This is a genomic window from Microbacterium saperdae (genome assembly GCF_006716345.1).
GTDB classification, from domain to species: Bacteria; Actinomycetota; Actinomycetes; order Actinomycetales; family Microbacteriaceae; genus Microbacterium; species Microbacterium saperdae.
Genome location: NZ_VFOX01000001.1, coordinates 2,006,912 through 2,026,706, shown reverse-complemented (window position 1 = coordinate 2,026,706; position 19,795 = coordinate 2,006,912). Strand labels below are relative to the sequence as shown.

23 protein-coding genes are annotated in these 19,795 nt (G+C 67.5%); 20 read left to right on the top strand and 3 right to left on the bottom strand.

The features are described 5' to 3' along the window. Positions 1 to 91: 91 nt before the first annotated feature. Positions 92 to 874: a type I methionyl aminopeptidase gene (gene map, locus FB560_RS09675; protein ID WP_141872163.1), complete on the bottom strand. Its 783-nt coding sequence runs from the start codon at positions 872 to 874 to the stop codon at positions 92 to 94. A gap of 109 nt (positions 875 to 983) precedes the next feature. Between map and FB560_RS09670 the strand changes: the two genes are divergently transcribed. From FB560_RS09670 to FB560_RS09630, 9 genes are all read left to right on the top strand, one after another. Then, positions 984 to 1,472, top strand: coding sequence for an MFS transporter permease (locus tag FB560_RS09670; RefSeq protein ID WP_141872162.1), 489 nt, complete (start codon positions 984 to 986; stop codon positions 1,470 to 1,472). Between the two features lie 171 nt (positions 1,473 to 1,643). Beyond that, complete coding sequence (gene rplS, locus FB560_RS09665; RefSeq protein WP_091037582.1) at positions 1,644 to 1,991, top strand: 50S ribosomal protein L19; 348 nt, start codon at positions 1,644 to 1,646, stop codon at positions 1,989 to 1,991. A gap of 118 nt (positions 1,992 to 2,109) precedes the next feature. Continuing rightward, entirely contained in the window at positions 2,110 to 2,838 is a 729-nt protein-coding gene (gene lepB, locus FB560_RS09660) for a signal peptidase I (RefSeq protein WP_141872161.1), read from the top strand. Continuing rightward, entirely contained in the window at positions 2,835 to 3,494 is a 660-nt protein-coding gene (locus FB560_RS09655) for a ribonuclease HII (protein WP_141872160.1), read from the top strand. The genes lepB and FB560_RS09655 overlap by 4 nt, the downstream gene beginning before the upstream one ends. A gap of 50 nt (positions 3,495 to 3,544) precedes the next feature. Continuing rightward, entirely contained in the window at positions 3,545 to 3,871 is a 327-nt protein-coding gene (locus FB560_RS09650) for a DUF2469 family protein (protein ID WP_017830719.1), read from the top strand. A gap of 120 nt (positions 3,872 to 3,991) precedes the next feature. Continuing rightward, a complete protein-coding gene (locus FB560_RS09645) occupies positions 3,992 to 4,354 on the top strand; it encodes a YraN family protein (RefSeq protein ID WP_141872159.1) in 363 nt (120 codons plus the stop codon). Next, positions 4,351 to 5,880 carry a YifB family Mg chelatase-like AAA ATPase gene (locus FB560_RS09640; RefSeq protein ID WP_141872158.1) on the top strand — a complete coding sequence of 510 codons (1,530 nt, stop codon included), beginning with the start codon at positions 4,351 to 4,353 and terminating at the stop codon, positions 5,878 to 5,880. Before FB560_RS09645 ends, FB560_RS09640 begins: the two co-directional genes overlap by 4 nt. After that, on the top strand, positions 5,877 to 7,070 hold the full coding sequence (dprA, locus tag FB560_RS09635; RefSeq protein ID WP_141872157.1) for a DNA-processing protein DprA: 1,194 nt from the start codon (positions 5,877 to 5,879) through the stop codon (positions 7,068 to 7,070). The genes FB560_RS09640 and dprA overlap by 4 nt, the downstream gene beginning before the upstream one ends. A gap of 126 nt (positions 7,071 to 7,196) precedes the next feature. Further along, positions 7,197 to 8,099, top strand: a complete 903-nt coding sequence (locus FB560_RS09630) for a tyrosine-type recombinase/integrase (RefSeq protein WP_141872156.1) — start codon at positions 7,197 to 7,199, stop codon at positions 8,097 to 8,099. A 66-nt stretch (positions 8,100 to 8,165) separates the two neighbouring features. On the opposite strand, the gene FB560_RS09625 is transcribed toward FB560_RS09630, so the two are convergent. Then, positions 8,166 to 8,723 carry a murein hydrolase activator EnvC family protein gene (locus tag FB560_RS09625; RefSeq protein ID WP_141872155.1) on the bottom strand — a complete coding sequence of 186 codons (558 nt, stop codon included), beginning with the start codon at positions 8,721 to 8,723 and terminating at the stop codon, positions 8,166 to 8,168. A 295-nt stretch (positions 8,724 to 9,018) separates the two neighbouring features. Here FB560_RS09625 and rpsB point away from each other — a divergent pair, with 295 nt between their 5' ends. The 9 genes from rpsB (at position 9,019) to FB560_RS09580 (ending at position 15,719) form a co-directional block, all read left to right on the top strand. Beyond that, entirely contained in the window at positions 9,019 to 9,921 is a 903-nt protein-coding gene (gene rpsB / locus FB560_RS09620; RefSeq protein ID WP_141872154.1) for a 30S ribosomal protein S2, read from the top strand. Between the two features lie 44 nt (positions 9,922 to 9,965). Next, positions 9,966 to 10,793 carry a translation elongation factor Ts gene (gene tsf / locus FB560_RS09615; protein ID WP_141872153.1) on the top strand — a complete coding sequence of 276 codons (828 nt, stop codon included), beginning with the start codon at positions 9,966 to 9,968 and terminating at the stop codon, positions 10,791 to 10,793. A 91-nt stretch (positions 10,794 to 10,884) separates the two neighbouring features. Continuing rightward, positions 10,885 to 11,601: a UMP kinase gene (gene pyrH / locus FB560_RS09610; protein WP_141872152.1), complete on the top strand. Its 717-nt coding sequence runs from the start codon at positions 10,885 to 10,887 to the stop codon at positions 11,599 to 11,601. A gap of 68 nt (positions 11,602 to 11,669) precedes the next feature. Next, on the top strand, positions 11,670 to 12,224 hold the full coding sequence (gene frr, locus FB560_RS09605; RefSeq protein ID WP_141872151.1) for a ribosome recycling factor: 555 nt from the start codon (positions 11,670 to 11,672) through the stop codon (positions 12,222 to 12,224). A 5-nt stretch (positions 12,225 to 12,229) separates the two neighbouring features. Beyond that, the gene (locus FB560_RS09600; RefSeq protein WP_188895155.1) at positions 12,230 to 13,390 is read left to right on the top strand and encodes a phosphatidate cytidylyltransferase; all 1,161 of its coding nucleotides are present in this window, start codon (positions 12,230 to 12,232) and stop codon (positions 13,388 to 13,390) included. Then, positions 13,387 to 13,968 (top strand): DivIVA domain-containing protein, encoded by a 582-nt coding sequence (locus FB560_RS09595; protein ID WP_141872150.1) that lies wholly within the window; start codon positions 13,387 to 13,389, stop codon positions 13,966 to 13,968. The genes FB560_RS09600 and FB560_RS09595 overlap by 4 nt, the downstream gene beginning before the upstream one ends. Positions 13,969 to 14,034: 66 nt before the next feature. Beyond that, a complete protein-coding gene (locus tag FB560_RS09590) occupies positions 14,035 to 14,703 on the top strand; it encodes an aggregation-promoting factor C-terminal-like domain-containing protein (protein ID WP_141872149.1) in 669 nt (222 codons plus the stop codon). Between the two features lie 9 nt (positions 14,704 to 14,712). Continuing rightward, positions 14,713 to 15,000, top strand: a complete 288-nt coding sequence (locus FB560_RS20940; protein WP_141872148.1) for a hypothetical protein — start codon at positions 14,713 to 14,715, stop codon at positions 14,998 to 15,000. Positions 15,001 to 15,002: 2 nt separating this feature from the next. Next, positions 15,003 to 15,719 (top strand): alpha/beta hydrolase, encoded by a 717-nt coding sequence (locus FB560_RS09580; protein WP_141873198.1) that lies wholly within the window; start codon positions 15,003 to 15,005, stop codon positions 15,717 to 15,719. A gap of 6 nt (positions 15,720 to 15,725) precedes the next feature. Here the strand turns inward: FB560_RS09580 and FB560_RS09575 are convergent, their stop codons facing one another. After that, entirely contained in the window at positions 15,726 to 16,775 is a 1,050-nt protein-coding gene (locus FB560_RS09575) for an AI-2E family transporter (protein WP_141872147.1), read from the bottom strand. Positions 16,776 to 16,951: 176 nt separating this feature from the next. Between FB560_RS09575 and FB560_RS09570 the strand changes: the two genes are divergently transcribed. Together FB560_RS09570 and FB560_RS09565 are read left to right on the top strand one after the other, a co-directional pair. After that, a complete protein-coding gene (locus FB560_RS09570) occupies positions 16,952 to 18,868 on the top strand; it encodes a glycosyl transferase (protein WP_141872146.1) in 1,917 nt (638 codons plus the stop codon). Beyond that, a complete protein-coding gene (locus FB560_RS09565; protein WP_141872145.1) occupies positions 18,865 to 19,788 on the top strand; it encodes a tetratricopeptide repeat protein in 924 nt (307 codons plus the stop codon). The genes FB560_RS09570 and FB560_RS09565 overlap by 4 nt, the downstream gene beginning before the upstream one ends. Positions 19,789 to 19,795 lie beyond the last annotated feature (7 nt).

The following is a 19,795-nucleotide window of genomic DNA, read 5'->3' as shown; positions in this document are numbered from 1 at the left end:
CCCAGGATGGCACAGGCGCGCTCGTCCGTCCCGTTCCCGTCCGCCGAGGCCCCGAATGGAACGGGGTGACCGGCCGACGTGGGGCGGAGGGTCAGTCCACCCCGAGGAACGAGCGATCGGTGAGGACGATGGGACCGTTCGCGGTGATCGCGACCGTGTGCTCGGAATGGGCTCCGCGGGATCCGTCGACGCTGCGGAGCGTCCATCCGTCCGGATCCGTCACCAGTTCGTCGGTCGTGGCGAGGAGCCACGGCTCGAGCGCGAGCACCAGGCCGTCACGAAGCGGGAATCCACGACCCGGACGCCCGTCGTTCGGCACGTGGGGATCGCCGTGCATCGTGCGTCCGACGCCGTGGCCCCCGAAGTCCGTGTTGATCGAGTAGCCCTCGCCGTGCGAGATCCCGGCGACCGCGGCCGAGATGTCGCCGATGCGGTTGCCCACCACGGCGGCGGCGATGGCAGCGTCCAAGGCGCGCTCCGTCGTGTCGATGAGGCGCAGATCCTCCTCGCGAGGAGTTCCGACGATGAACGACAGCGCGGAATCGGCGACCCACCCGTCGACGGAGACGGCGAAGTCGAGGGACACCAGGTCTCCGTCGCGGAGGGTGTAGTCGTGGGGCAGCCCGTGCAGCACGGCGTCGTTCACGGACGTGCACAGCACCTTGCCGAACGGGCTCGCACCGAAGGAGGGGTGGTAGTCGATGTAGCAGGACTCGGCGCCCGCCTTGCGGATCAGGTCGTGGGCGCGCCGATCGATGGTGAGCAGGTTCGTCCCGATCTTCGTCTCGTCTCGCAGCGTCGCCAGCGTCTCGGCGACGAAGCGGCCCGCAGCGCGCATCTCGTCGATCTCGGCAGGGGTGCGCAATTCGATCATCGGGTGTCCTCTCGTCTCCTCCATTCTCGCCGATGATGAGGAGGGTGTTCGCCGCGCGCTCACAGCGAACACCGCGGTTCCTGCGGATGAGGCGTCGTACGATCTGAGCATGTGGTTGCGACAGGCCTTCTTCCGCTGGCTTCTCCCGGCGGCGTTCCTGCTGCCTTTGTGGCTGCTTGTCGGATGGGGCGTGTTCCAGGGCGGATGGGCGATCCTCTGGGTGCTGTTCATCGCGATCCCCTCGGTTCTCGTCGGGCAGCTGCTGTTGACACTGCTCACGCGCTCACGGCCATCCGTCCGCATCGAACGCGCGGTGTCCTGGTGGGATGTGCTCGGGTTCACGGTCTGGCATGGCCTCACGATCGCCGTGGGATTCTTCATCGATGGTGCATTCCCCTGGCTGCTGACAGGGGCGATCATCGCAGGCATCGCCCTGTTCTGGCTGCAGTTGTGGCAGTTGTGGAATGAGGCGAAGGGGAGTGGAGCGCGCATCCGCGAGACCATCGCCTGGTCGACGATTCCCGGAGCGGACGAGCCTGCCCCCGAGACGCGTGCCCACGAGGTCATCGTGGTGCGAGAGGTCGACCCGCGAGACTGACGACCGGCGTTTTGGCCGGTGGTCCCATTCATGGCAGAATGGGTCTTTGTGCCGTGACCGGTTCTGCCTCAGGGGAACCCGCGGACGCATCAGCGCCGTACGGCACACACACTTTCTTGTTCCTTCCATCATCATGCACGCGACCTGTGGCGAGTGCAGAGAGAGACGATCATGCAGATCCTCGACGCCGTTGACGCGGCTTCCCTCCGTTCGGACATCCCGGACTTCTTCCCCGGCGACACCGTCAAGGTGCACGTCAACATCACGGAGGGCACCCGCTCTCGTATCCAGGTCTTCCAGGGCGTCGTCATCGGCCGCCAGGGCGACAGCGTGCGCGAGACCTTCACGGTCCGCAAGATCAGCTTCCAGGTGGGCGTCGAGCGTACCTTCCCGGTTCACTCTCCGGTGATCGACCACATCGAGGTCGTCACCCGCGGTGACGTGCGTCGCGCGAAGCTCTACTACCTCCGCCAGCTCCGTGGCAAGAAGGCGAAGATCAAGGAGAAGCGCGACCGCTGACGCGCAGCTTCTCCACAGCACCCCGGGACACGATGTCCCGGGGTGCTGTGTTCTACCCCCGGTGTGCGACCCTTGATACTGCCGCTCGCACGCGGTGCATGATTCGCGAAGGAAGCTGATGACGACCGACTCCCCGTCCGCACCCACGTCCCGACGGCGTCGCGGTTTCCTGATCTTCCTGCGCGACGTGCTGGTCATCGTCTTGATCGCCGCGCTGGTGTCGTTCGTGGTGAAGACCTTCGTGGTCCGGTCGTTCTACATCCCGTCCGCGTCGATGGAGCGGACCCTCCTGATCAAGGACAGGATTCTCGTAGACGAACTCACCCCGCGCTGGACAGGATATGAGCGGGGAGACGTGGTCGTGTTCAAGGATCCCGGTGGATGGCTCGATCCCGCACCGCAGAAGCCGGCTGCTCCTCCGTTGGTGCAGGCCGTGGACTGGGCGCTGAACTTCGTGGGCATCGCTGCGACGGACGCTCAGGACCATCTGGTGAAGCGCGTGATCGGCTTGCCCGGCGACCACGTGGTGTGCTGCAACGCCCTCGGCCAGATCACGATCAACGGCGCCGCCATCGACGAGCTCAGCTACCTCAACCTCCCCGAAGGCGACACCGCAGCGTCGAACGATCCGTTCGATGTCGTCGTACCGGAAGGCTCGGTCTGGCTGCTCGGCGACAATCGTGATCGATCGCGGGATGCCCGTGCGCACCAGGACCTGCCCAGCGGAGGATTCGTCCCGCTGGACAACATCGTGGGCAAGGCCTTCTTGACGACGTGGCCGCTGAACCGCATGGGGACGATCGACGGCCATCACCAGACATTCAACGGCGTCCCGGATCCCGAATGACCATCGTCGCCCCGAAGCTGACCTTGGAGCGGAAGCTCCTCGGTGAGTGCGACCTGATCATCTCTCTCGACGAGGTCGGGCGCGGTGCCCTGGCCGGTCCGGTCGCCGTCGGAGCCGCCGTCATGGATGCCGCCGGTGCGCGTCGTCGCGTGCCGGAGGGCCTTCGCGACTCGAAGCTCGTGACGGAGAAGCGCCGTCCGGATGTGGCCGCACGGGCGGCGGCCTGGGTGCAGGCTTCGGCCGTCGGCTGGGCCAGCGCGGAGGAGGTGGACGCGGTCGGCATCATGCGTGCTCTCGGCCTTGCGGCATCGCGAGCCGTGCTGGGCGTGGTGGCGCAAGGAGCATCGGTCGAGAACGCTCTGGTTCTCCTGGACGGCAACCATGACTATCTATCCGCCGTCCACCCCGGACCCCTGCAGGTGCGTCCGGTGATCAAGGCGGACCGTGATTGCGCGTCGGTGTCCGCAGCGTCCGTCATCGCCAAAGTGGCGCGTGATTCCCTCATGGTGGAGTTGCACGGCGGTCACCCCGAGTACCAGTGGGATCGGAACAAGGGATACGCGAGTGCAGAGCATCGCGAGGCGATCCGCGCGAGCGGACTGTCGCCGTATCACCGCGCATCGTGGGCGATCACGGATGCTCCGACCCTGTTCTGAGCGCCGAGCGGTGCAGCATCGCGGCGCTCCGACTCTAGGATGGATTCATCATGGATGAGGAAGCCTTCGACGACTACGACCGCGAACTCGAGCTGGCACTGTTCCGGGAGTACCGGGACGTGGTGTCTCAGTTCCAGTACGTCGTCGAGACCGAGCGCCGGTTCTACCTGGCGAACGAGGTCAATGTCGTCCGTCGCGACACCGAGCACGACTTCTACTTCGAGATCTCGATGACCGACGTCTGGGTGTGGGACATCTACCGTGCAGATCGGTTCGTCAAGGCGGTGCGGGTGTTGACGTTCAAGGACGTGAACGTGGAAGAGCTGCAGCGTCGAGAGTTCGAGCTGCCGCAGGAACTCTCCCTCGACGGAGAGTGACCGGACGCCGGTCGAGCCACCTCTTCTGCACGGCGGACAGATTCTCCGAGTTCTGCTGATCGGCCGGGCGGCGCGCCGACGGCGAGATCCTCGAACCGCAGCTTTCGCGATGCTGGGGCCATGGCAGCGAAAGATGACCTCGGAAGAGCGGGCGAGCAGCGTGCGGTGTCCCACCTGGTGGGACTCGGCTACGACGTGGTCGACAGGAACTGGCGCTGTGCGCAGGGCGAGATCGACATCGTCGCGGTGCATGGCGAGCACCTGGCGATCGTCGAGGTCAAGACGCGTCGCTCGACGGCGTTCGGGCACCCGTTCGAGGCGATCGATGAGCGCAAGAGACACCGCCTCTGGCGGCTCGCCCATGCCTGGATAGAGGCGCACGCCGATCAGGCGCGGGGGCTGACCGTGCGGATCGACGGTATCGGCATCGTCGGTCCTGACCCGCAGACAGCCGCACTGGAGCATCTGCGAGATCTCGCGTGAGCACCGCCCGCACGTGGGCCGTGGCGCTCACCGGCGTCGACGGGCATCTCGTGGAGGTCGAGGCGGACCTCTCGAACCAGACGCCGGAGTTCAAGATCATCGGGCTTCCGGACAAGGCGCTCGGCGAGGCAGTGCAGCGCGTGCACAACGCCTGCAAGAACGCAGGGCTGGATCTGCCCCGTCGGCGCCTCACGGTCAACCTCTCTCCAGCCAGCCTTCCCAAGCACGGATCCGGCTTCGACCTCAGCATCGCCGTGTCGACACTCGCCGCCGGTGGGCTGATCGCCCGGCGCTCCATCTCCGGGACGGTCCACATCGGCGAACTCGGACTCGACGGGCGGCTGCGTCCCGTTCCGGGGATCCTTCCCGCGGTGTTCGCGGCAGCCCGTGCCGGGTTCGATCGCGTGATCGTGCCGAAGGCGAATGAAGACGAAGCCCGCCTGGTGCCCGGAGTCGACGTGCGAGCCGCGGCCTCGCTCGCGGAGGTGGCGGCGTGGCATGGAGCCGACGTCGCGGTACCCGAGGTGGTCGCGGTCGATGCGGCTGTCGTCGAGCCGTTGCACGAAGAACCGCTCGAGCTCGCCGACGTCGTCGGACAGCCCGAGGCGGTGGACGCACTGATGATCGCTGCAGCCGGCGGGCACCATCTGCTCCTGAGCGGGCCGCCCGGTGCCGGCAAGACGATGCTGGCGCGGCGTCTCCCCGGGATCCTGCCGCGGCTGACCGAGGAGGAAGCTCTGGAGGTCGCGGCGATCCGCTCGCTCAGCGGTGACGCCGTGACACGGCTCGATGCGGCTCCACCCCTGGAATCTCCGCACCACAGCGCGTCTGTGGCGGCGCTCGTCGGAGGCGGGTCCCGGGCGGCGAGACCGGGGGCGATCGCACGCGCGCACCGTGGCGTGCTGTTCCTCGACGAAGCGGCTGAGTTCTCGCGTGTCGCGCTCGACGCCCTGCGTCAACCTCTCGAGTCCGGAGCGATCGAAGTGCACCGCGCAGGATTCACCGCCCGGTTCCCGGCCCGATTCCAGCTGGTGTTGGCGATGAACCCCTGTCCATGCGGGAACCACGGTGTTCGCGGTGCGGAGTGCGTGTGCCCGCCGATGGCGATCAGGCGCTACGCGACGCGGCTCTCCGGCCCCCTGCGCGACCGCGTCGACATCGACCTCCCCGTGGCGCGGGTCGCGATGAACAGAGCCGCGGAGGGGCGACGTTCTCCGCTCACATCGGCAGAGGCACGCGAGCGGGTGAGTGCGGCGCGTGCGCGTGCGTCGGAGCGCTGGCGGGCGACACCGTGGCGGCGCAATGCGGAGGTGCCCGGCACGTGGCTGCGCCAAGGCGCGCTGCGTCTGGGGCCGGCCGTGCGTGCCCCGCTCGACCGCGCTCTGGAGAGGGGTGCTTTGACGCTTCGAGGATATGACCGGGTGCTGCGGCTGGCCTGGACGATGGCCGACATCACCGGGTGCGACATGCCGGGTCTCGACGAGGTCGGACGCGCACTGCACCTGAGGAGAGGAATGACACAGTGATCGAAGAACTGCTCGGGAGTGGCGATGCGCTGGATGAAGTGCGGCTGCTCCGTGAGGAGACGGACGTGGTCGATGCGCTCGCCCGTGCCACGTGGAGTGTCCTCGCCGAGCCGGGGGACGGCATCGCGGGAGTGCTCATCCAAGCACTGGGTGCGGAGGAAGCCTTGCGCTATGCGCTGGACGGCGTCCAGCGTGACGGCGCTGTCGACGCGCTGCTCGACACGGCAGATCCGCGGGTGCGGCGAGCCGTCGCAGAGGGGAGGCGGCGCTGGGCTCCCCGGGTGGAGGCTCGTGCCGTCCGCGATGCCCTGCGTGGTGCCCGCGAGGTCGGAGCCCGGCTCCTTCTGCCCGGCGACGACCTGTGGCCCGGGGCGTTGGATGATCTCGAAGCCAACGCGCCGATCGCACTCTGGGTCCGGGGAGATCCGCGTCGATGGACGGTCACGCCGCGGGTTTCTATGGTGGGCGCGCGCGCATCGAGTGGATACGGCGATCTGGTCGCGGCAGAGATCGCGGGCGACCTCGCCGCATCCGGCGCCCTCATCGTGTCGGGGGGAGCGTACGGAATCGATGGCGCGGCGCATCGCGCCGCACTCGGGGTCGGAGGGGGGACGGTCGCGTTCCTCGCGGGCGGCGTGGATCGCGCTTATCCGGCCGGGCATCATGGTCTGCTCAAGCAGATAGCGGAGGAGGGCGCGGTCGTGAGCGAGCTGCCGTGCGGCGCCGCGCCCACCAAATGGCGGTTCCTCGCGCGGAACCGGTTGATCGCAGCGCTTGGTGATGTGACCGTCGTGGTTGAGGCCGGTTGGCGCAGCGGATCGTTGAACACCGCAGGGCATGCGGCCGCGCTCGGCCGGCCTCTGGGTGCGGTGCCGGGCGCGGTGACGTCGGCGTCATCCGCGGGGTGCCACCGACTGCTGCGTGAGTACGACGCGGTGTGTGTGACCTCGGCGGCTGACGTGCGTGAGCTGTGCGGGACGATGTCCGAGCGCGACCGGGTTGCAGAGAACGCGGATCCGGAGCGGGTACGGATTCTGGATGCCATCAGTGGCCGCGCCGCGCTGCCGACCATCGAGGTCGCCCGCCGGTCGGGGCTGTCCGTCGAGCGCGTGCTCTCGCACCTCGGGCTCCTGGAGCTCGAGGGCGCCGTGTACCCGGTGGGCGGTGGTTGGCGGCGGTCGCCTTCGTAGGCCGCTGTCGCGTGATCCTCGTGGCTCGCGATCGCCGGGGAAGGAGGCGGGCGGCCGGGGATGGCGAGGCCGGCTTCGGCGGCGAGGCTTCCCCCGATGTCTCGTGTTCGGCGGCAAGCTGAGTCCATGGAACTGTCTGCGGCGGCAGAGGTGTTTCTCGAACACCTCGAGCGTGTGCGTCGGCTTTCGCCGGCCACCGTCAAGGCGTATCGCTCCGACCTGCGCGACCTCTCGGCATCCGCGGGCGCGATCGGCGTGGAGGACGTGGATCTGGAAGTGCTTCGCGAGTGGCTGTGGAGGGCCACACAGCGCGGTGACGCACGCTCCACGCTCGCTCGTCGGGCGGCTGCGGCCCGGTCACTCTTCAGTTGGGCGAAGGAGCAGGAGTTGGTCGCGCACGACCCCAGCCTGCGATTGATCGCCCCGAAACGCGGGCGCTCGTTGCCGACCGTCGCGTCGCAGGACGCCATGGCGACGCTTCTCGACGTCCAGCGTTCGGCGGCTGAGGGAGGCGACCCGCTCGCGCTGCGCGACCACGCGATCGTCGAGATGCTCTATGGCTCCGGCATCCGCGTCTCCGAGCTCTGCGGGCTCGACGTCGACGATGTCGACCTCGACCGCCGGACGGCGCGAGTCCTCGGAAAGGGCTCGAAGGAGCGCGTCGTTCCGTTCGGGCGTCCCGCGGGCGCGGCGGTCGAGGCCTATCTCCGGCGTGCTCGCCCCGCCCTCATTGCTCGCTCGTCCTCCTCCTCTCCGGCTTTGGTGCTCGGTTCCCGCGGCGGGCGCATCGGCGCGCGGTCGGTGTACACGCTCGTGGCTCGCGTTCTGTCGCCGATCGTGGGTGCGGAGACCGTCGGTCCGCACGCTCTACGCCACACCGCCGCCACCCATCTCCTCGACGGCGGTGCGGATCTGCGCGCGGTCCAGGAGATCCTGGGGCATGCCAGCCTGGGCACGACCCAGATCTACACACACGTTTCGTCCGAGCGTCTGGCGGCGACGTATCGCCTGGCTCATCCACGCGCCTGACCTCTTCGTGCGAGGCCGACTCGGGGGCATGGCGCGCGGGGCACACCCGAAGCGGGAGCCGCGTGGTCACTGCGCCGCGCAGCACGGGAGCAGCACGGCTCTGGTCACGGGGCCGAACAGCAGCATCGGGTTGATGTAGTCGCCATCCAGGCGCACGCCGAGGTGCACCGCTCCGGACGGCGTGTGACCGCCGGCACCGACGACGCCGACCGGTTGGCCGGCGGTGACCGACTCTCCGGGTGTCAGGGACGATACGACGGGTTCGAGCGTCGAGACGAGGCCCCCGGCGTGTTCGATGGTGAGGAGGGGGCGGTCCACCACGGTGCCTCGGAACGCGACGACGCCGGCAGCGGGAGCGGATACCGCCACGCCGTGCTGTGCATCGAGATCGATACCGCGATGTCCCGAGCCGTACACATGAGCGGGGGCGCGATACGGCTCGGCGACGATGCGTGGTCCGGCGAGCGGCCAGATCCAGCTCGCCTCGCCCCTCGCGGTCCCTGAGAACCCCGTCGATGCGAGGGCGGACTCCGTCGATGCGGAGGCGGCTCGTGGAGTCGCCGTGCACAGCAGGACGCACAGCAGCGTCATGAGGCAGGTCGCCAGGCGGGTCGCGGATGTCATCCGTGCATCCTGATGCGTATCGAGGGACGTCGGTGACCACGCGCGGCCGATGGGGGACAAGCTGTCATGACGGCCCGGGAGTGCAGGGCGAGTGCGGCCTCGCATCCTGTATGCTGGGGGAGCACCTCGATATCGGGGTGACTACGCGTGCCCTCAGCGACTTCGGTCGCGGCATCCACTCCCTCAGGTCCTGCTCCCAGAGCAGGCGGGTGTGCGCCGGGCACCAGGAAGTCCGATCGTCAGATCGGCTTGACAACCTCAACGGCGCTGAACGCGCCAGAATCAGGAGACGACCATGGCTGTGGTCACCATCCGCCAGCTGCTCGACAGCGGCGTGCACTTCGGACACCAGACCCGTCGGTGGAACCCGAAGGTCAAGCGCTTCATCCTCACCGAGCGCAGCGGCATTCACATCATCGACCTCCAGCAGTCGCTCGGCTACATCGACAAGGCCTACGACTTCGTCAAGGAGACCGTCGCCCACGGCGGCACGATCCTCTTCGTCGGCACGAAGAAGCAGGCGCAGGAGATCCTCGCCGAGCAGGCGACCCGCGTGGGCCAGCCCTTCGTCAACCAGCGCTGGCTCGGTGGACTCCTCACCAACTTCCAGACGATCTCCAAGCGTCTCGCACGCATGAAGGAGCTCGAGGAGCTCGACTACGAGACCCCGGCGAACAGCGGCTTCACGAAGAAGGAGCTGCTTCTCAAGAAGCGCGAGCTCGACAAGCTGCACAAGTCGCTCGGTGGTATCCGCAACCTCACCAAGACGCCTTCGGCCATCTGGGTCGTCGACGCCAAGCGCGAGCACCTCGCGATCGATGAGGCCAAGAAGCTCGGCATCCCCGTGATCGGCATCCTCGACACGAACGCCGACCCGGACGACTTCCAGTACCCGATCCCTGGCAACGACGACGCGATCCGCTCCGTCTCGCTGCTGACGCGCATCATCGCGGACGCCGCGGCCGAGGGCCTGCAGCAGAAGCACAACCCCGAGACCGGTGACGCTGAGCCGCTCGCCGACTGGGAGCGCGAGCTGCTCGAGACTCCGGCCGACGAGGCTGCAGTCGAGACCGAGGTCGTCGCGGAGGTCGTCGAGACCCCGGCCGCCGAGGCAGAGGTCGTCGAGGCTGAGGTCGTCGAGGCAGAGGCACCCGTTGCCGACGCTGAGGCTCCTGCTGCCGAGGCTGACGCCAAGTAATCCCCTCGAACCGACATACATTACGAAGCAAGGAGCCACCACACATGGCCAACTTCACCATCGCTGACCTCAAGGCGCTGCGTGAGCAGCTCGGCACGGGAATGGTCGACACCAAGAAGGCGCTCGAGGAGGCTGACGGAGACGTCGAGAAGGCCACCGAGATCCTGCGCCTGAAGGGTGCCAAGGGCAACGCGAAGCGTGCCGACCGCTCCACCAGCGAGGGCCTCATCGTCGCTCGCGAGCAGGATGGCGCCGTGACGCTCATCGAGCTTGCCTGCGAGACGGACTTCGTCGCGAAGAACGAGCGTTTCATCTCGCTGGCCGACAAGGTCGCCGACGCTGTCGCCGCCGTCAAGGCAGACTCGGTCGAGGCCGGTCTCGCCGCCCAGGCGGGCGACAAGAGCGTCGAGCAGGTCATCTCCGAGGAAGCCGCGATCATCGGCGAGAAGGTCGAACTGCGCCGCGTGCGTACGATCTCCGGCGACAAGGTCGAGGTCTACCTGCACCGCACGAGCAAGGACCTGCCGCCGCAGATCGGCGTCGTCGTCGCCTACTCGGGTGACGACGCGGAGACCGCGCGCAGCATCGCCCAGCACATCTCGTTCGCCAACCCGTCGTACCTCGCCCGCGAGGACGTTCCGGCAGAGGCCGTCGAGAAGGAGCGCGAGATCGTCACCGAGATCTCCCGCAACGAGGGCAAGCCCGAAGCGGCTCTGCCCAAGATCGTCGAGGGTCGCGTGTCCGCGTTCATCAAGCAGGTCGCACTGCTCGAGCAGGACTACGCGAAGGACAACAAGCTCTCTGTCGCCCAGGTGGCGAAGGACGCCGGTATCACCGTGACGGACTTCGCGCGCTTCAAGGTCGGCGCGTAGCAAAGTCGAAGGGGTTCGGATCATCGAGATCCGAACCCCTTCTTCGTGCCCACGAGGCACTATCTTGAATCGGGACGAGAGGACAACACCCATGACCGAACGCACCGGACGCCGCCGCGTCCTTCTGAAGCTCTCCGGGGAGGCATTCGGCGCAGGTCAGCTGGGCGTCAATCCTGACGTCGTCGGCCAGATCGCGCGCGACATCGCCGCAGCGGTCGACCGCGTCGAGGTCGCCATCGTCGTCGGCGGAGGCAACTTCTTCCGCGGCGCGGAGCTCAGCCAGCGCGGTATGGACAGAGGGCGTGCCGACTACATGGGCATGCTCGGGACCGTGATGAACGCCCTCGCGCTGCAGGACTTCCTCGAGCAGGCCGGTGCGGCGACGCGGGTGCAGTCCGCGATCGCGATGACCCAGGTCGCGGAGCCGTACATCCCGCGTCGTGCGGAGCGGCACATGGAGAAGGGTCGCGTCGTCATCTTCGGCGCCGGCGCCGGACTCCCGTACTTCTCCACGGACACGGTCGCGGCGCAGCGTGCGCTCGAGATCGGAGCGCAGGAGGTGCTGGTGGCGAAGAACGGTGTGGATGCGATCTACACCGCCGACCCCAACAAGCACGCGGATGCCGAGCGCATCGAACAGGTGACGTACCGTGATGCTCTCCAGCGCGGACTCAAGGTGGTCGACTCGACGGCCTTCAGTCTCTGCATGGACAACAACATGGACATGCGTGTCTTCGGCATGGAGCCCGCCGGCAACGTGACCCGTGCACTTCTCGGAGAGCCGATCGGAACACTCGTCACCGCCTGAGCGTGTGATCCGGGCGGACAGGCTTCGCCCGATAGAATTTCCAGAACACCCCGACGATAGGAGTCACCGTGATCGCGGATGTCCTCGCTGAAACCACCTCCCGCATGACACGGGCGGTCGAGGCTGCCAAGGAGGACTTCTCCACGGTTCGCACCGGTCGTGCCAACCCGCAGCTCTTCCAGAAGGTTCTGGTCGACTACTACGGAACGCCGACCCCGCTCGCCCAGCTCGCCTCACTGGCGAACCAGGAGGCGCGCACTCTGATCATCACGCCGTACGACAAGTCGGCGCTGAAGGCCATCGAGCAGGCTGTCCGCGACATGCCCAACCTCGGTGCCAACCCGACGAACGACGGCAACCTCGTGCGCGTCGTGATGCCCGAGCTGACGGCGGACCGCCGCAAGGAGTACGTGAAGCTCGTGAAGACCAAGGCGGAGGATGCCAAGGTGCACGTCCGTGGCATCCGACGCAAGGCGAAGGACGAGCTCGACGCGCTGAAGAGCGAACTCGGAGAAGACGAGATCGCTCGTGCCGAGAAGGAACTCGATGCGCTCACGCGTCAGCACGTCGATCTCATCGACGACGCGCTCAAGCGCAAAGAGGCCGAACTCCTCGAGGTGTAGTCGGCATGTCTGACGACACGCGAGATGACGAGGAGGGGACGCGACCGTCGCGCCGTGAGGCGCCCGACGGAGCCGGCCCTGACAGCGGCATCCCGCTTGCGGACACCGCCTTCCCCGAGTTCGACGCGGCGAGCATCCCGCCGCGTCCTCCGCTGCCCCGTGAGGAGCACGCGAACGGGGGAGTGGACGTGGTGACGACGGAACAGCTCGACACCGCCGATCACAACGCGATCCGAGAGCAATGGCGGGCGGCACGTGACGAGCTGGGCACGCACGTCTCGCATGCGCGAGATCAGCTCGATCAGGCGAACGAACGCATCAAACAGCGCACCGGCCGTGACCTCATCCTCGCGATCCTCATCGGCCTCGCTTTCGGCGCGGCGTTGTTGGGCTCGTTGCTCTTCATCAAGGCGCTCTTCGTGCCGTTCGCGCTGGCGGCCGCGCTCCTCGGCGTCTACGAGCTCTCTCGGGCGCTTCGCTCGGGCGGGCGACGCATCGATGTCGTCCCGCAACTGATCGCCGCTGCGATCCTGGTGCTGTCCGCATACTTCGCGGAGATCTGGCTCTGTTGGATCGTGCTCTTCGTCGCCGTCTCGTTCGTGATCGTCTGGCGACTCGTCGCACAGATGGTCTCGAAGGACGGCAGGACCTACGGCGACGTCCTCGCCGACGCCGTCGTCGGCGGTTTCGTGCAGATCTACGTGCCGTTCCTCGCGGGCGTCGCCCTCATCCTGCTCAAGCAGGAGGGGGGGCAATGGTGGGTTCTGAGCTTCGTCGCGATCGCCGTCGCGGCGGACACCGGGGCCTACGCGGCCGGTCTGGCATTCGGGCGCCATCCGATGGCGCCGAAGATCAGCCCGAAGAAGACGTGGGAAGGGTTCGCAGGTGCCGTCGCGGCGTCCATGATCGCCGGTACTCTCCTCGCGATCTTCCTTCTGGATCTGCCCTGGTGGGCGGGCCTCATCTTCGGCGCATCGATCCTGCTCTCCGCCACTCTCGGCGATCTCGGCGAGTCGATGCTCAAGCGCGACATCGGCATCAAGGACATGAGTTCGTGGCTTCCGGGACACGGCGGGCTGCTCGACCGGCTGGACAGCATCCTGCCGTCGACCGTCCCGGCGCTCTGCCTCTACTTCCTCCTCTCTCCCTGGGTGGTGCTGTCATGACCGACCGATCTCTGGATGCCGCGACCGCGGAGGATGCTCCTCCCGCGTTCGCGCTCACGACCGGCCGCACGCTCGGCTATCACCGCGCCGCGGTGGACACGTTCCTCGCCTCGGCGCGCAAGGCGTTCGAACTCGGGGGAGATCAACTGGAGGCGGCAGACGTGCGTACCGCCTCGTTCCCCCTCGTCAAGAACGGTTACGTCGTCGCGGATGTCGACGCCGCGCTCGGTCGCGTCGAGGACGCCTTCGCCGCGCGGGAGCGCGAGCGCGTCGTCCGCTCACGCGGGGCGGGCGCATGGGTCGAGCAGGCGCGTGAGGACGCGCAGGTCATCCTCGACCATCTTGCGCGTCCGGCACGTCATCGATTCGCGCGCAACGGTGTCCTGACCTTCGGATACCGCGTCGACGAGGTCGATCACGTCGCGACGCGAATCGTCCGGTACCTCCGCGACGGAGACGCCCTGACCGCGGAGCAGCTGCGATCGGCAGCCTTCCGGATGCAGCGTGGAGGCTACCGTGAAGAGCAGGTCGATGCGCTGCTCGACGCCACCATCGATGTCATCCTGGCCGTCCGCTGAGGCCTCCCATGGTCGTCTCAGACGTCTTTGCGTAGACTGTCCCTCATCGTGAACTCCCGAAACGACATGAAACTCGAACGAAGCAACGCCTCGCTGGTACCTGCGGCGGTGGCCACATCGACGCGCAAGGGAACTCGAAGGTGGTCTCGACGCCGCGGCGTGGTCGGCGTCTTCAGCGCCGTTGCGGTCGTCGGATTCGCCGGAGCGATCATGGCGCCCACCGGCGTCGCGCTGGCTGACCGAGCGACTGCCGACACGACGGACAGCGTCTACGCCGTTGCTCTGGCCGACACCCAGAACCTGACGGTCACCGTCGAAGGCGCAGCGATCACGCCGATCGATCGCGGCGAGTTCGAGGTGTACGTCAAGCCGAAGCCGAAGCCGAAGCCCGTCGTCGCGCAGACGAACAAGACCGGTGGGTCGAGCGGCGGAGGTGGCCCTCTGCTCTACAGCGGGGGCGGCGCACCGGCCGAGTGGATGGCAGCGGCGGGCATCGCAGCGTCCGATCAGGGATACGTGGACTACATCGTCTCCCGTGAGAGCGGCTGGAACCCGAACGCGACGAACTCCTCATCCGGCGCGTGCGGCCTCGTACAGGCACTCCCGTGCAGCAAGGTGCCGGGAAACGGGTACAACCCGGTCGACAATCTGCGGTGGGCGACCGGGTATGCGGTCGGACGCTATGGGAGCTGGGCCGGAGCGTACAGCTTCTGGACCAACAACCACTGGTGGTGAGCGCGCACCGTGCCTCGCTCCCGCAAACGGCATCCGGCGCGCCCTGACGCCGAGGATTCCCTGGAACGGCTGATGGCCGGGTGGAAGCGATCCGAGACGCGCCGCGGAGCCGAATGGACGGTTCAGCCCGTGTCGGCGGCGCAGGCGCAGAAGGCCTACGTCTGCCCGGGGTGCGGACAGGAAGTCGCCGCAGGAACAGCGCACCTCGTCGCGTGGCGCGCTGATGGCGTGCTCGGCGACGCGGCCGATCTGGCCGCGCGCAGACACTGGCACACACACTGTTGGAGGATGGCGTGAGCATGGAGATTCGTGGGCCATTGGAGCTTCCGGCGCGACGCGAGGAGATCGAGTTGCAGACGGCCGACGGGCTGACTCTCGTCGGAGAGCTGGCGCAGCCGGAGACCGGCGAAGCGGTGGCCACTCTCGTCACGCTGCACCCGCTGCCGACCGCCGGGGGCTTCATGGACTCGCACATCCTGCGCAAGGCCGCGGGAAGGCTCCCTGCTCTGGCCGATCTCGCGGTGCTCCGCTTCAACACGCGCGGGACGACCTCGCCGCGGGGGACCAGCGACGGCGCGTTCGACGGTGGCGGCGCCGAGCAGTTCGACGTGGCCGCGGCGATGGATTTCGTCCGCGAGCGCGCGCTGCCGCGTCCCTGGCTCGTGGGTTGGTCGTTCGGTACCGAGCTGGCTCTGAAGTACGGTCGCGACCACGACATCGAGGGCGTGATCCTGCTGTCGCCGCCGCTGCATCGTGCGACGGATGACGAGGTCGCGGCCTGGGCGGGTAGCGACCGCCAGGTCGTGGTGATCGTGCCCGAGCTCGACGACTACCTGCGGCCCGCGGAGGCGCGCGAGCGTTTCGCGTCCATCCCGCACGCCCAGCTGATCGCGGTGGACGGCGGAAAGCACCTCTGGGTGGGGGAGACCCAGACGCGCAGAGTGCTCACGGAGATCGTGGCCGCCGTGAACCCCTCGGCGCTTCCCCTCGAGACCCACTGGCCTCCGGCCGCCTGAGCGGCGTCAGAGCTCGTTCATGCGTGGGATGAGCACCTGCCGGTAGATGATCAGGATGCTCGCGGCCACCGGGATCGCGATCAGTGCGCCGAGCAGTCCGAGCAGGCTGCCGCCGGCCAGCGCGGCGACGACGACGACCGCCCCCGGAACGGAGACCGCGCGACTCATGATGCGCGGCGAGATCACGTACGCCTCGATCTGCATGTAGATGAGGTAGTAGATGGCGGCGGCGATCGCCGTGGCGGGGGAGCCCAGCCCGGGGATGAGGCAGATCAGCACGATGATGGTCGAGCCGGTGAGCGTGCCCACGAGCGGGATCAGGGAGAAGAAGAAGGCGATGACGGCGAGCACGGCGGGGAACGGCGCCTGGATGATCGAGAGGAAGATCGCGCTCAGCACGCCGTTGATCACGCCGAGCGAGAGCTGGCCCATCACGTAGTAGCCGACGGAATCGGTGATCTGCTCTGCGAGGTCGACGAAGCGGTCGCGCTTGGACGCCGGTGCCAGCTGGTACACCGCCGCCTTCAGCGAGGGGGTGGAGGCCGTGAGGTAGATCGTCAGGATCAAGACGATGAAGGCACCGAACAGTCCGGCGACGATGGTGACGCTCGCGTTGATGACCTTGTTCGTGATGTCGCCCACGTTCCCGATCAACCACGCCTGCGCCTCGACGAGCACCCGCTGGACATCGAGGTTGGGGAAGATGCCGGTGATCCAGTCCTCGATATCCGACAGGAGGGTCGGCCGACTGACCAGCTGGGTGATCTGATCGATGAGCTGCGTGATCTGGGAGACGATCATCGGCAGGACCATCAGCACGATGCCGGCGAAGATCGCCAGCACCGCGACGATCGTCACCAGCACCGCCAACCACCGCGGAAGCTTCTTGCGCTCGAGGAACGCCACGACGGGATCGAGCCCGAGGCTGAGGAACAGGGCCGTGCCCAGATAGAGGAAGACCGTCGACAGGTTCTGGACGCTCCCGATCAGGAGGATGCCCAACCCCACGCCGAGCGTCGCCACCAGCGCAGTGCGGAAGGGATTGTGGATCTTCATCTGAACTCCTCGGAACTTCTGGTGTCAGGCTATCCACCCCGCGCCCCGCCGCTGTGCCGACCTGCCGAACAGCGTCGCACGGAACCGTCTGTGGGCAACACACAGGTGGTTTCGATAGTCTGGAATGTCGAGTGTTGCGTCTCGGGCGGGTCCCGGGATGCGTGAGGAGACTATTCGTGCGTTTCGTATGGGCCGTGGTGGCCTTCGTGCTGGCCGCGGTGCTGATCGGCGCCGGGATCGCTCAGCGGACCATCTTCATGGGTCCGTCGTCGGAGCGGACCACGGTCGAGGTCCAAGAGCCTGCGCCTTTCGTGCTGATGGACGGCGAGGTGCTCAGGAGCAATCCGGGAGCGCAGACGCTGCTGATCCACGGCGACGGCGACATCTTCGCCGCCTACGGGCGCACCTCTGACCTCGAGGCCTGGCTCGCCGACTCGGACTACAACCAGGTGAGCGTCGCGAAGGACGGCTCCCTCGATGTCGAGCACGTCGCGGCGACCCCTGCCGAAGGCGACGCCGAGGGCGAGGCCACGGACGAGCCCGTCGCACACGACCCGGTCGGGTCCGATCTGTGGCTCGACTCGTTCAGTGAAACCGACACGCTGATCGCCGACAACATGCAGCTTCCCGACGGCATGAGCGTGCTGATCGCGTACGACGGCACCAAGGCCGCGCCGGATGACATCGTGATCTCCTGGCCTCTCGACAACTCCACGCCGTGGGCCGGACCGCTCATGGCCGCCGGTGGCGCTGTGCTGCTCATCGGTCTGATCCTCTACGTGCTCGGCATCCGCCACCAGCGACGCGGTCGCGGGCCACGGCGCAAGGGACCGGGTCCGCTGCCCGTCACACAGCCCATCGACGTCGCCTCGCTTCCCCCGGCGGAGCGCGACGCCCTCGAGTCGTCGTCAGGAGAGGCTGCAGCTCCTCAGGCCGCGGACTCCTCAGATGTGGAGGACGCGGAGATTGTGGACGAGACCAAGGATCCCGATTCGAAGAACTCTCTGCGCGCTGCGCGTACGCCTCGTCGTCGCCTTCGCCTGATCGCCCTGCCCGCGATCGGGCTCACGGCGCTTCTCGCGAGCGGATGCTCGGCGGATTCCTGGCCCCAGTTCGATGATGCCTCCGCCACACCGTCGCCGACTCCGACCGTGATCGCTCCGGACAACCAGAAGCCGCCGGCCGTGACCGAGGCTCAGGCGACGCGAATCCTTCAGGAGATATCCACGACCCTCGTCGATGCGGACACCGCTCTCGACTTGGACCTCGCGGCGACCCGTCTCGATGGGCCGGCACTGACCGCGCGGACGACCGAGTACGAGCTGCGCACCAAGCTTCCCGACACGACGCCTCCCTCGGCCATCCCGACGGACAAGGTGGAAGTGGTGCTGCCGGAGGCCACCGATCGATGGCCCCGTACCGTGCTTCTGCTGTCGAAGAACACGAGCGACGACACCGTACCCCCGGTGATCCTCACGATGACGCAGCAGGATCCGTGGTCCAACTACAAGGTTTCCAACATGGCCGAGATGTCGGCTGATGTGGCGCTCCCCGAAGTCGCGGCCAGCTGGTTGGGTACCTCGCTGGTGCCGGACGATTCCGCCTTCCTCAGCGTTCCTCCCGCCGACCTCGCGGCGGCTTTCTCGGATGTGGTCGACGAAGCGGACAAGAGCGCCTCCTACGGACTGTTCGATGATCCATCGCTGAAGCTCGCGACATCCATCAGGGACAGCCGCCAGGAACTGGTGCAGAAGCTTGCCGACAACAACGCCTCGAAGACATCGAAGGTGACGTTCGACATGAACCCCGCCGATGTCGCGCCGGTGGCGATGACCACTCTCGGCAGTGGCGCGATCGTGAGCGTCGTGGTGACCGACACCGAGACGGTCACTCCGACCGTTGCGGATGCCGTGATCCGGTTCGGTGAGAACCCCCAGGCGAAGGCCCTGACCGGTGTCTCGGAGGCCGCCAAGGGCATCGAGACCACATATTCGTTCCAGCTGTTCTTCGCGGTCCCCGCACAGGGGTCCACCGAACAGATCAGACTTCTTGCCGTCCACCAGGACCTCATCTCCGCGAAGGTGATCAAGTGACCGATATCTCTCCCGCCGCTCTGCGCGGCGCCGTCGACCTGTCGAGCCTGCGCAACCGCCCTGACCCCTCCGCGCCGAGCACCCCCGCACCGCGGGTCGGCGATGTGGTCGTCGACGCCACCGATGAGACCTTCGGACAGATCCTCGAGATCTCCCGTACCGTCCCGGTCGTGATCGACCTGTGGGCCGAGTGGTGCGGCCCGTGCAAGCAGCTCAGTCCGATCATCGAGAAGGTGACCAGAGAGCTCGGCGGTCGTGTGCTGCTCGCGAAGGTCGACGTGGATGCGAACCCGCAGCTCGCGCAGAGCTTCCGTGCGCAGTCCATCCCGATGGTCGTCGCACTGATCGCGGGGCAGCCGGTCCCGATGTTCACCGGCGCCGTGCCGGAGGAGCAGGTCCGCGAGGTCTTCGCGCAGCTGCTCCAGCTCGCCGCGCAGAACGGTGTCACCGGTGCGCTGCCGGTCGGCGACGTCGAGTCGGCCGACGTGACACCCGAAGAGCCGCCGCTCCCACCCCTGCACGCGGAGGCGTTCGCGGCGATCGAGATCGGCGATTACGCTGCTGCGGTCACCGCATACGAGAAGGCGCTGGCGGAGAACCCTCGAGACGAGGACGCCCTCGCCGGTCTCGGTCAGGTCCGACTGCTCGATCGCACACAGGGGCTGGACCTGCAGACGGCGCGTGCTGCCGCAGCGGCGGGGCCACTCGATGTCCAGGCGCAGTTCGACGTGGCCGATCTGGATCTGGCCGGCGGGCACGTGGACGACGCCTTCGGCCGACTTCTCGACCTGTTCGAGAAGCTCCCGTCGGACGAGCGCACGCCGGTGCGTGAGCGCCTCGTCGAGCTGTTCGGGCTCATCGGCGCCGGCGACCCGCGCGTGCTCGCCGCCCGTAACAGGCTCACCTCGCTGCTGTTCTGAGCTCGGC

What these genes read in the sequence shown, in the direction of transcription:
- map (WP_141872163.1), bottom strand. Translation starts at nt 874, where the DNA reads ATGATCGAATTGCGCACCCCTGCCGAGATCGACGAGATGCGCGCTGCG.
- FB560_RS09670 (WP_141872162.1), top strand. Translation starts at nt 984, where the DNA reads ATGTGGTTGCGACAGGCCTTCTTCCGCTGGCTTCTCCCGGCGGCGTTC.
- rplS (WP_091037582.1), top strand. Translation starts at nt 1,644, where the DNA reads ATGCAGATCCTCGACGCCGTTGACGCGGCTTCCCTCCGTTCGGACATC.
- lepB (WP_141872161.1), top strand. Translation starts at nt 2,110, where the DNA reads ATGACGACCGACTCCCCGTCCGCACCCACGTCCCGACGGCGTCGCGGT.
- FB560_RS09655 (WP_141872160.1), top strand. Translation starts at nt 2,835, where the DNA reads ATGACCATCGTCGCCCCGAAGCTGACCTTGGAGCGGAAGCTCCTCGGT.
- FB560_RS09650 (WP_017830719.1), top strand. Translation starts at nt 3,545, where the DNA reads ATGGATGAGGAAGCCTTCGACGACTACGACCGCGAACTCGAGCTGGCA.
- FB560_RS09645 (WP_141872159.1), top strand. Translation starts at nt 3,992, where the DNA reads ATGGCAGCGAAAGATGACCTCGGAAGAGCGGGCGAGCAGCGTGCGGTG.
- FB560_RS09630 (WP_141872156.1), top strand. Translation starts at nt 7,197, where the DNA reads ATGGAACTGTCTGCGGCGGCAGAGGTGTTTCTCGAACACCTCGAGCGT.
- FB560_RS09625 (WP_141872155.1), bottom strand. Translation starts at nt 8,723, where the DNA reads ATGACATCCGCGACCCGCCTGGCGACCTGCCTCATGACGCTGCTGTGC.
- rpsB (WP_141872154.1), top strand. Translation starts at nt 9,019, where the DNA reads ATGGCTGTGGTCACCATCCGCCAGCTGCTCGACAGCGGCGTGCACTTC.
- tsf (WP_141872153.1), top strand. Translation starts at nt 9,966, where the DNA reads ATGGCCAACTTCACCATCGCTGACCTCAAGGCGCTGCGTGAGCAGCTC.
- pyrH (WP_141872152.1), top strand. Translation starts at nt 10,885, where the DNA reads ATGACCGAACGCACCGGACGCCGCCGCGTCCTTCTGAAGCTCTCCGGG.
- FB560_RS09600 (WP_188895155.1), top strand. Translation starts at nt 12,230, where the DNA reads ATGTCTGACGACACGCGAGATGACGAGGAGGGGACGCGACCGTCGCGC.
- FB560_RS09595 (WP_141872150.1), top strand. Translation starts at nt 13,387, where the DNA reads ATGACCGACCGATCTCTGGATGCCGCGACCGCGGAGGATGCTCCTCCC.
- FB560_RS09590 (WP_141872149.1), top strand. Translation starts at nt 14,035, where the DNA reads ATGAAACTCGAACGAAGCAACGCCTCGCTGGTACCTGCGGCGGTGGCC.
- FB560_RS09580 (WP_141873198.1), top strand. Translation starts at nt 15,003, where the DNA reads ATGGAGATTCGTGGGCCATTGGAGCTTCCGGCGCGACGCGAGGAGATC.
- FB560_RS09575 (WP_141872147.1), bottom strand. Translation starts at nt 16,775, where the DNA reads ATGAAGATCCACAATCCCTTCCGCACTGCGCTGGTGGCGACGCTCGGC.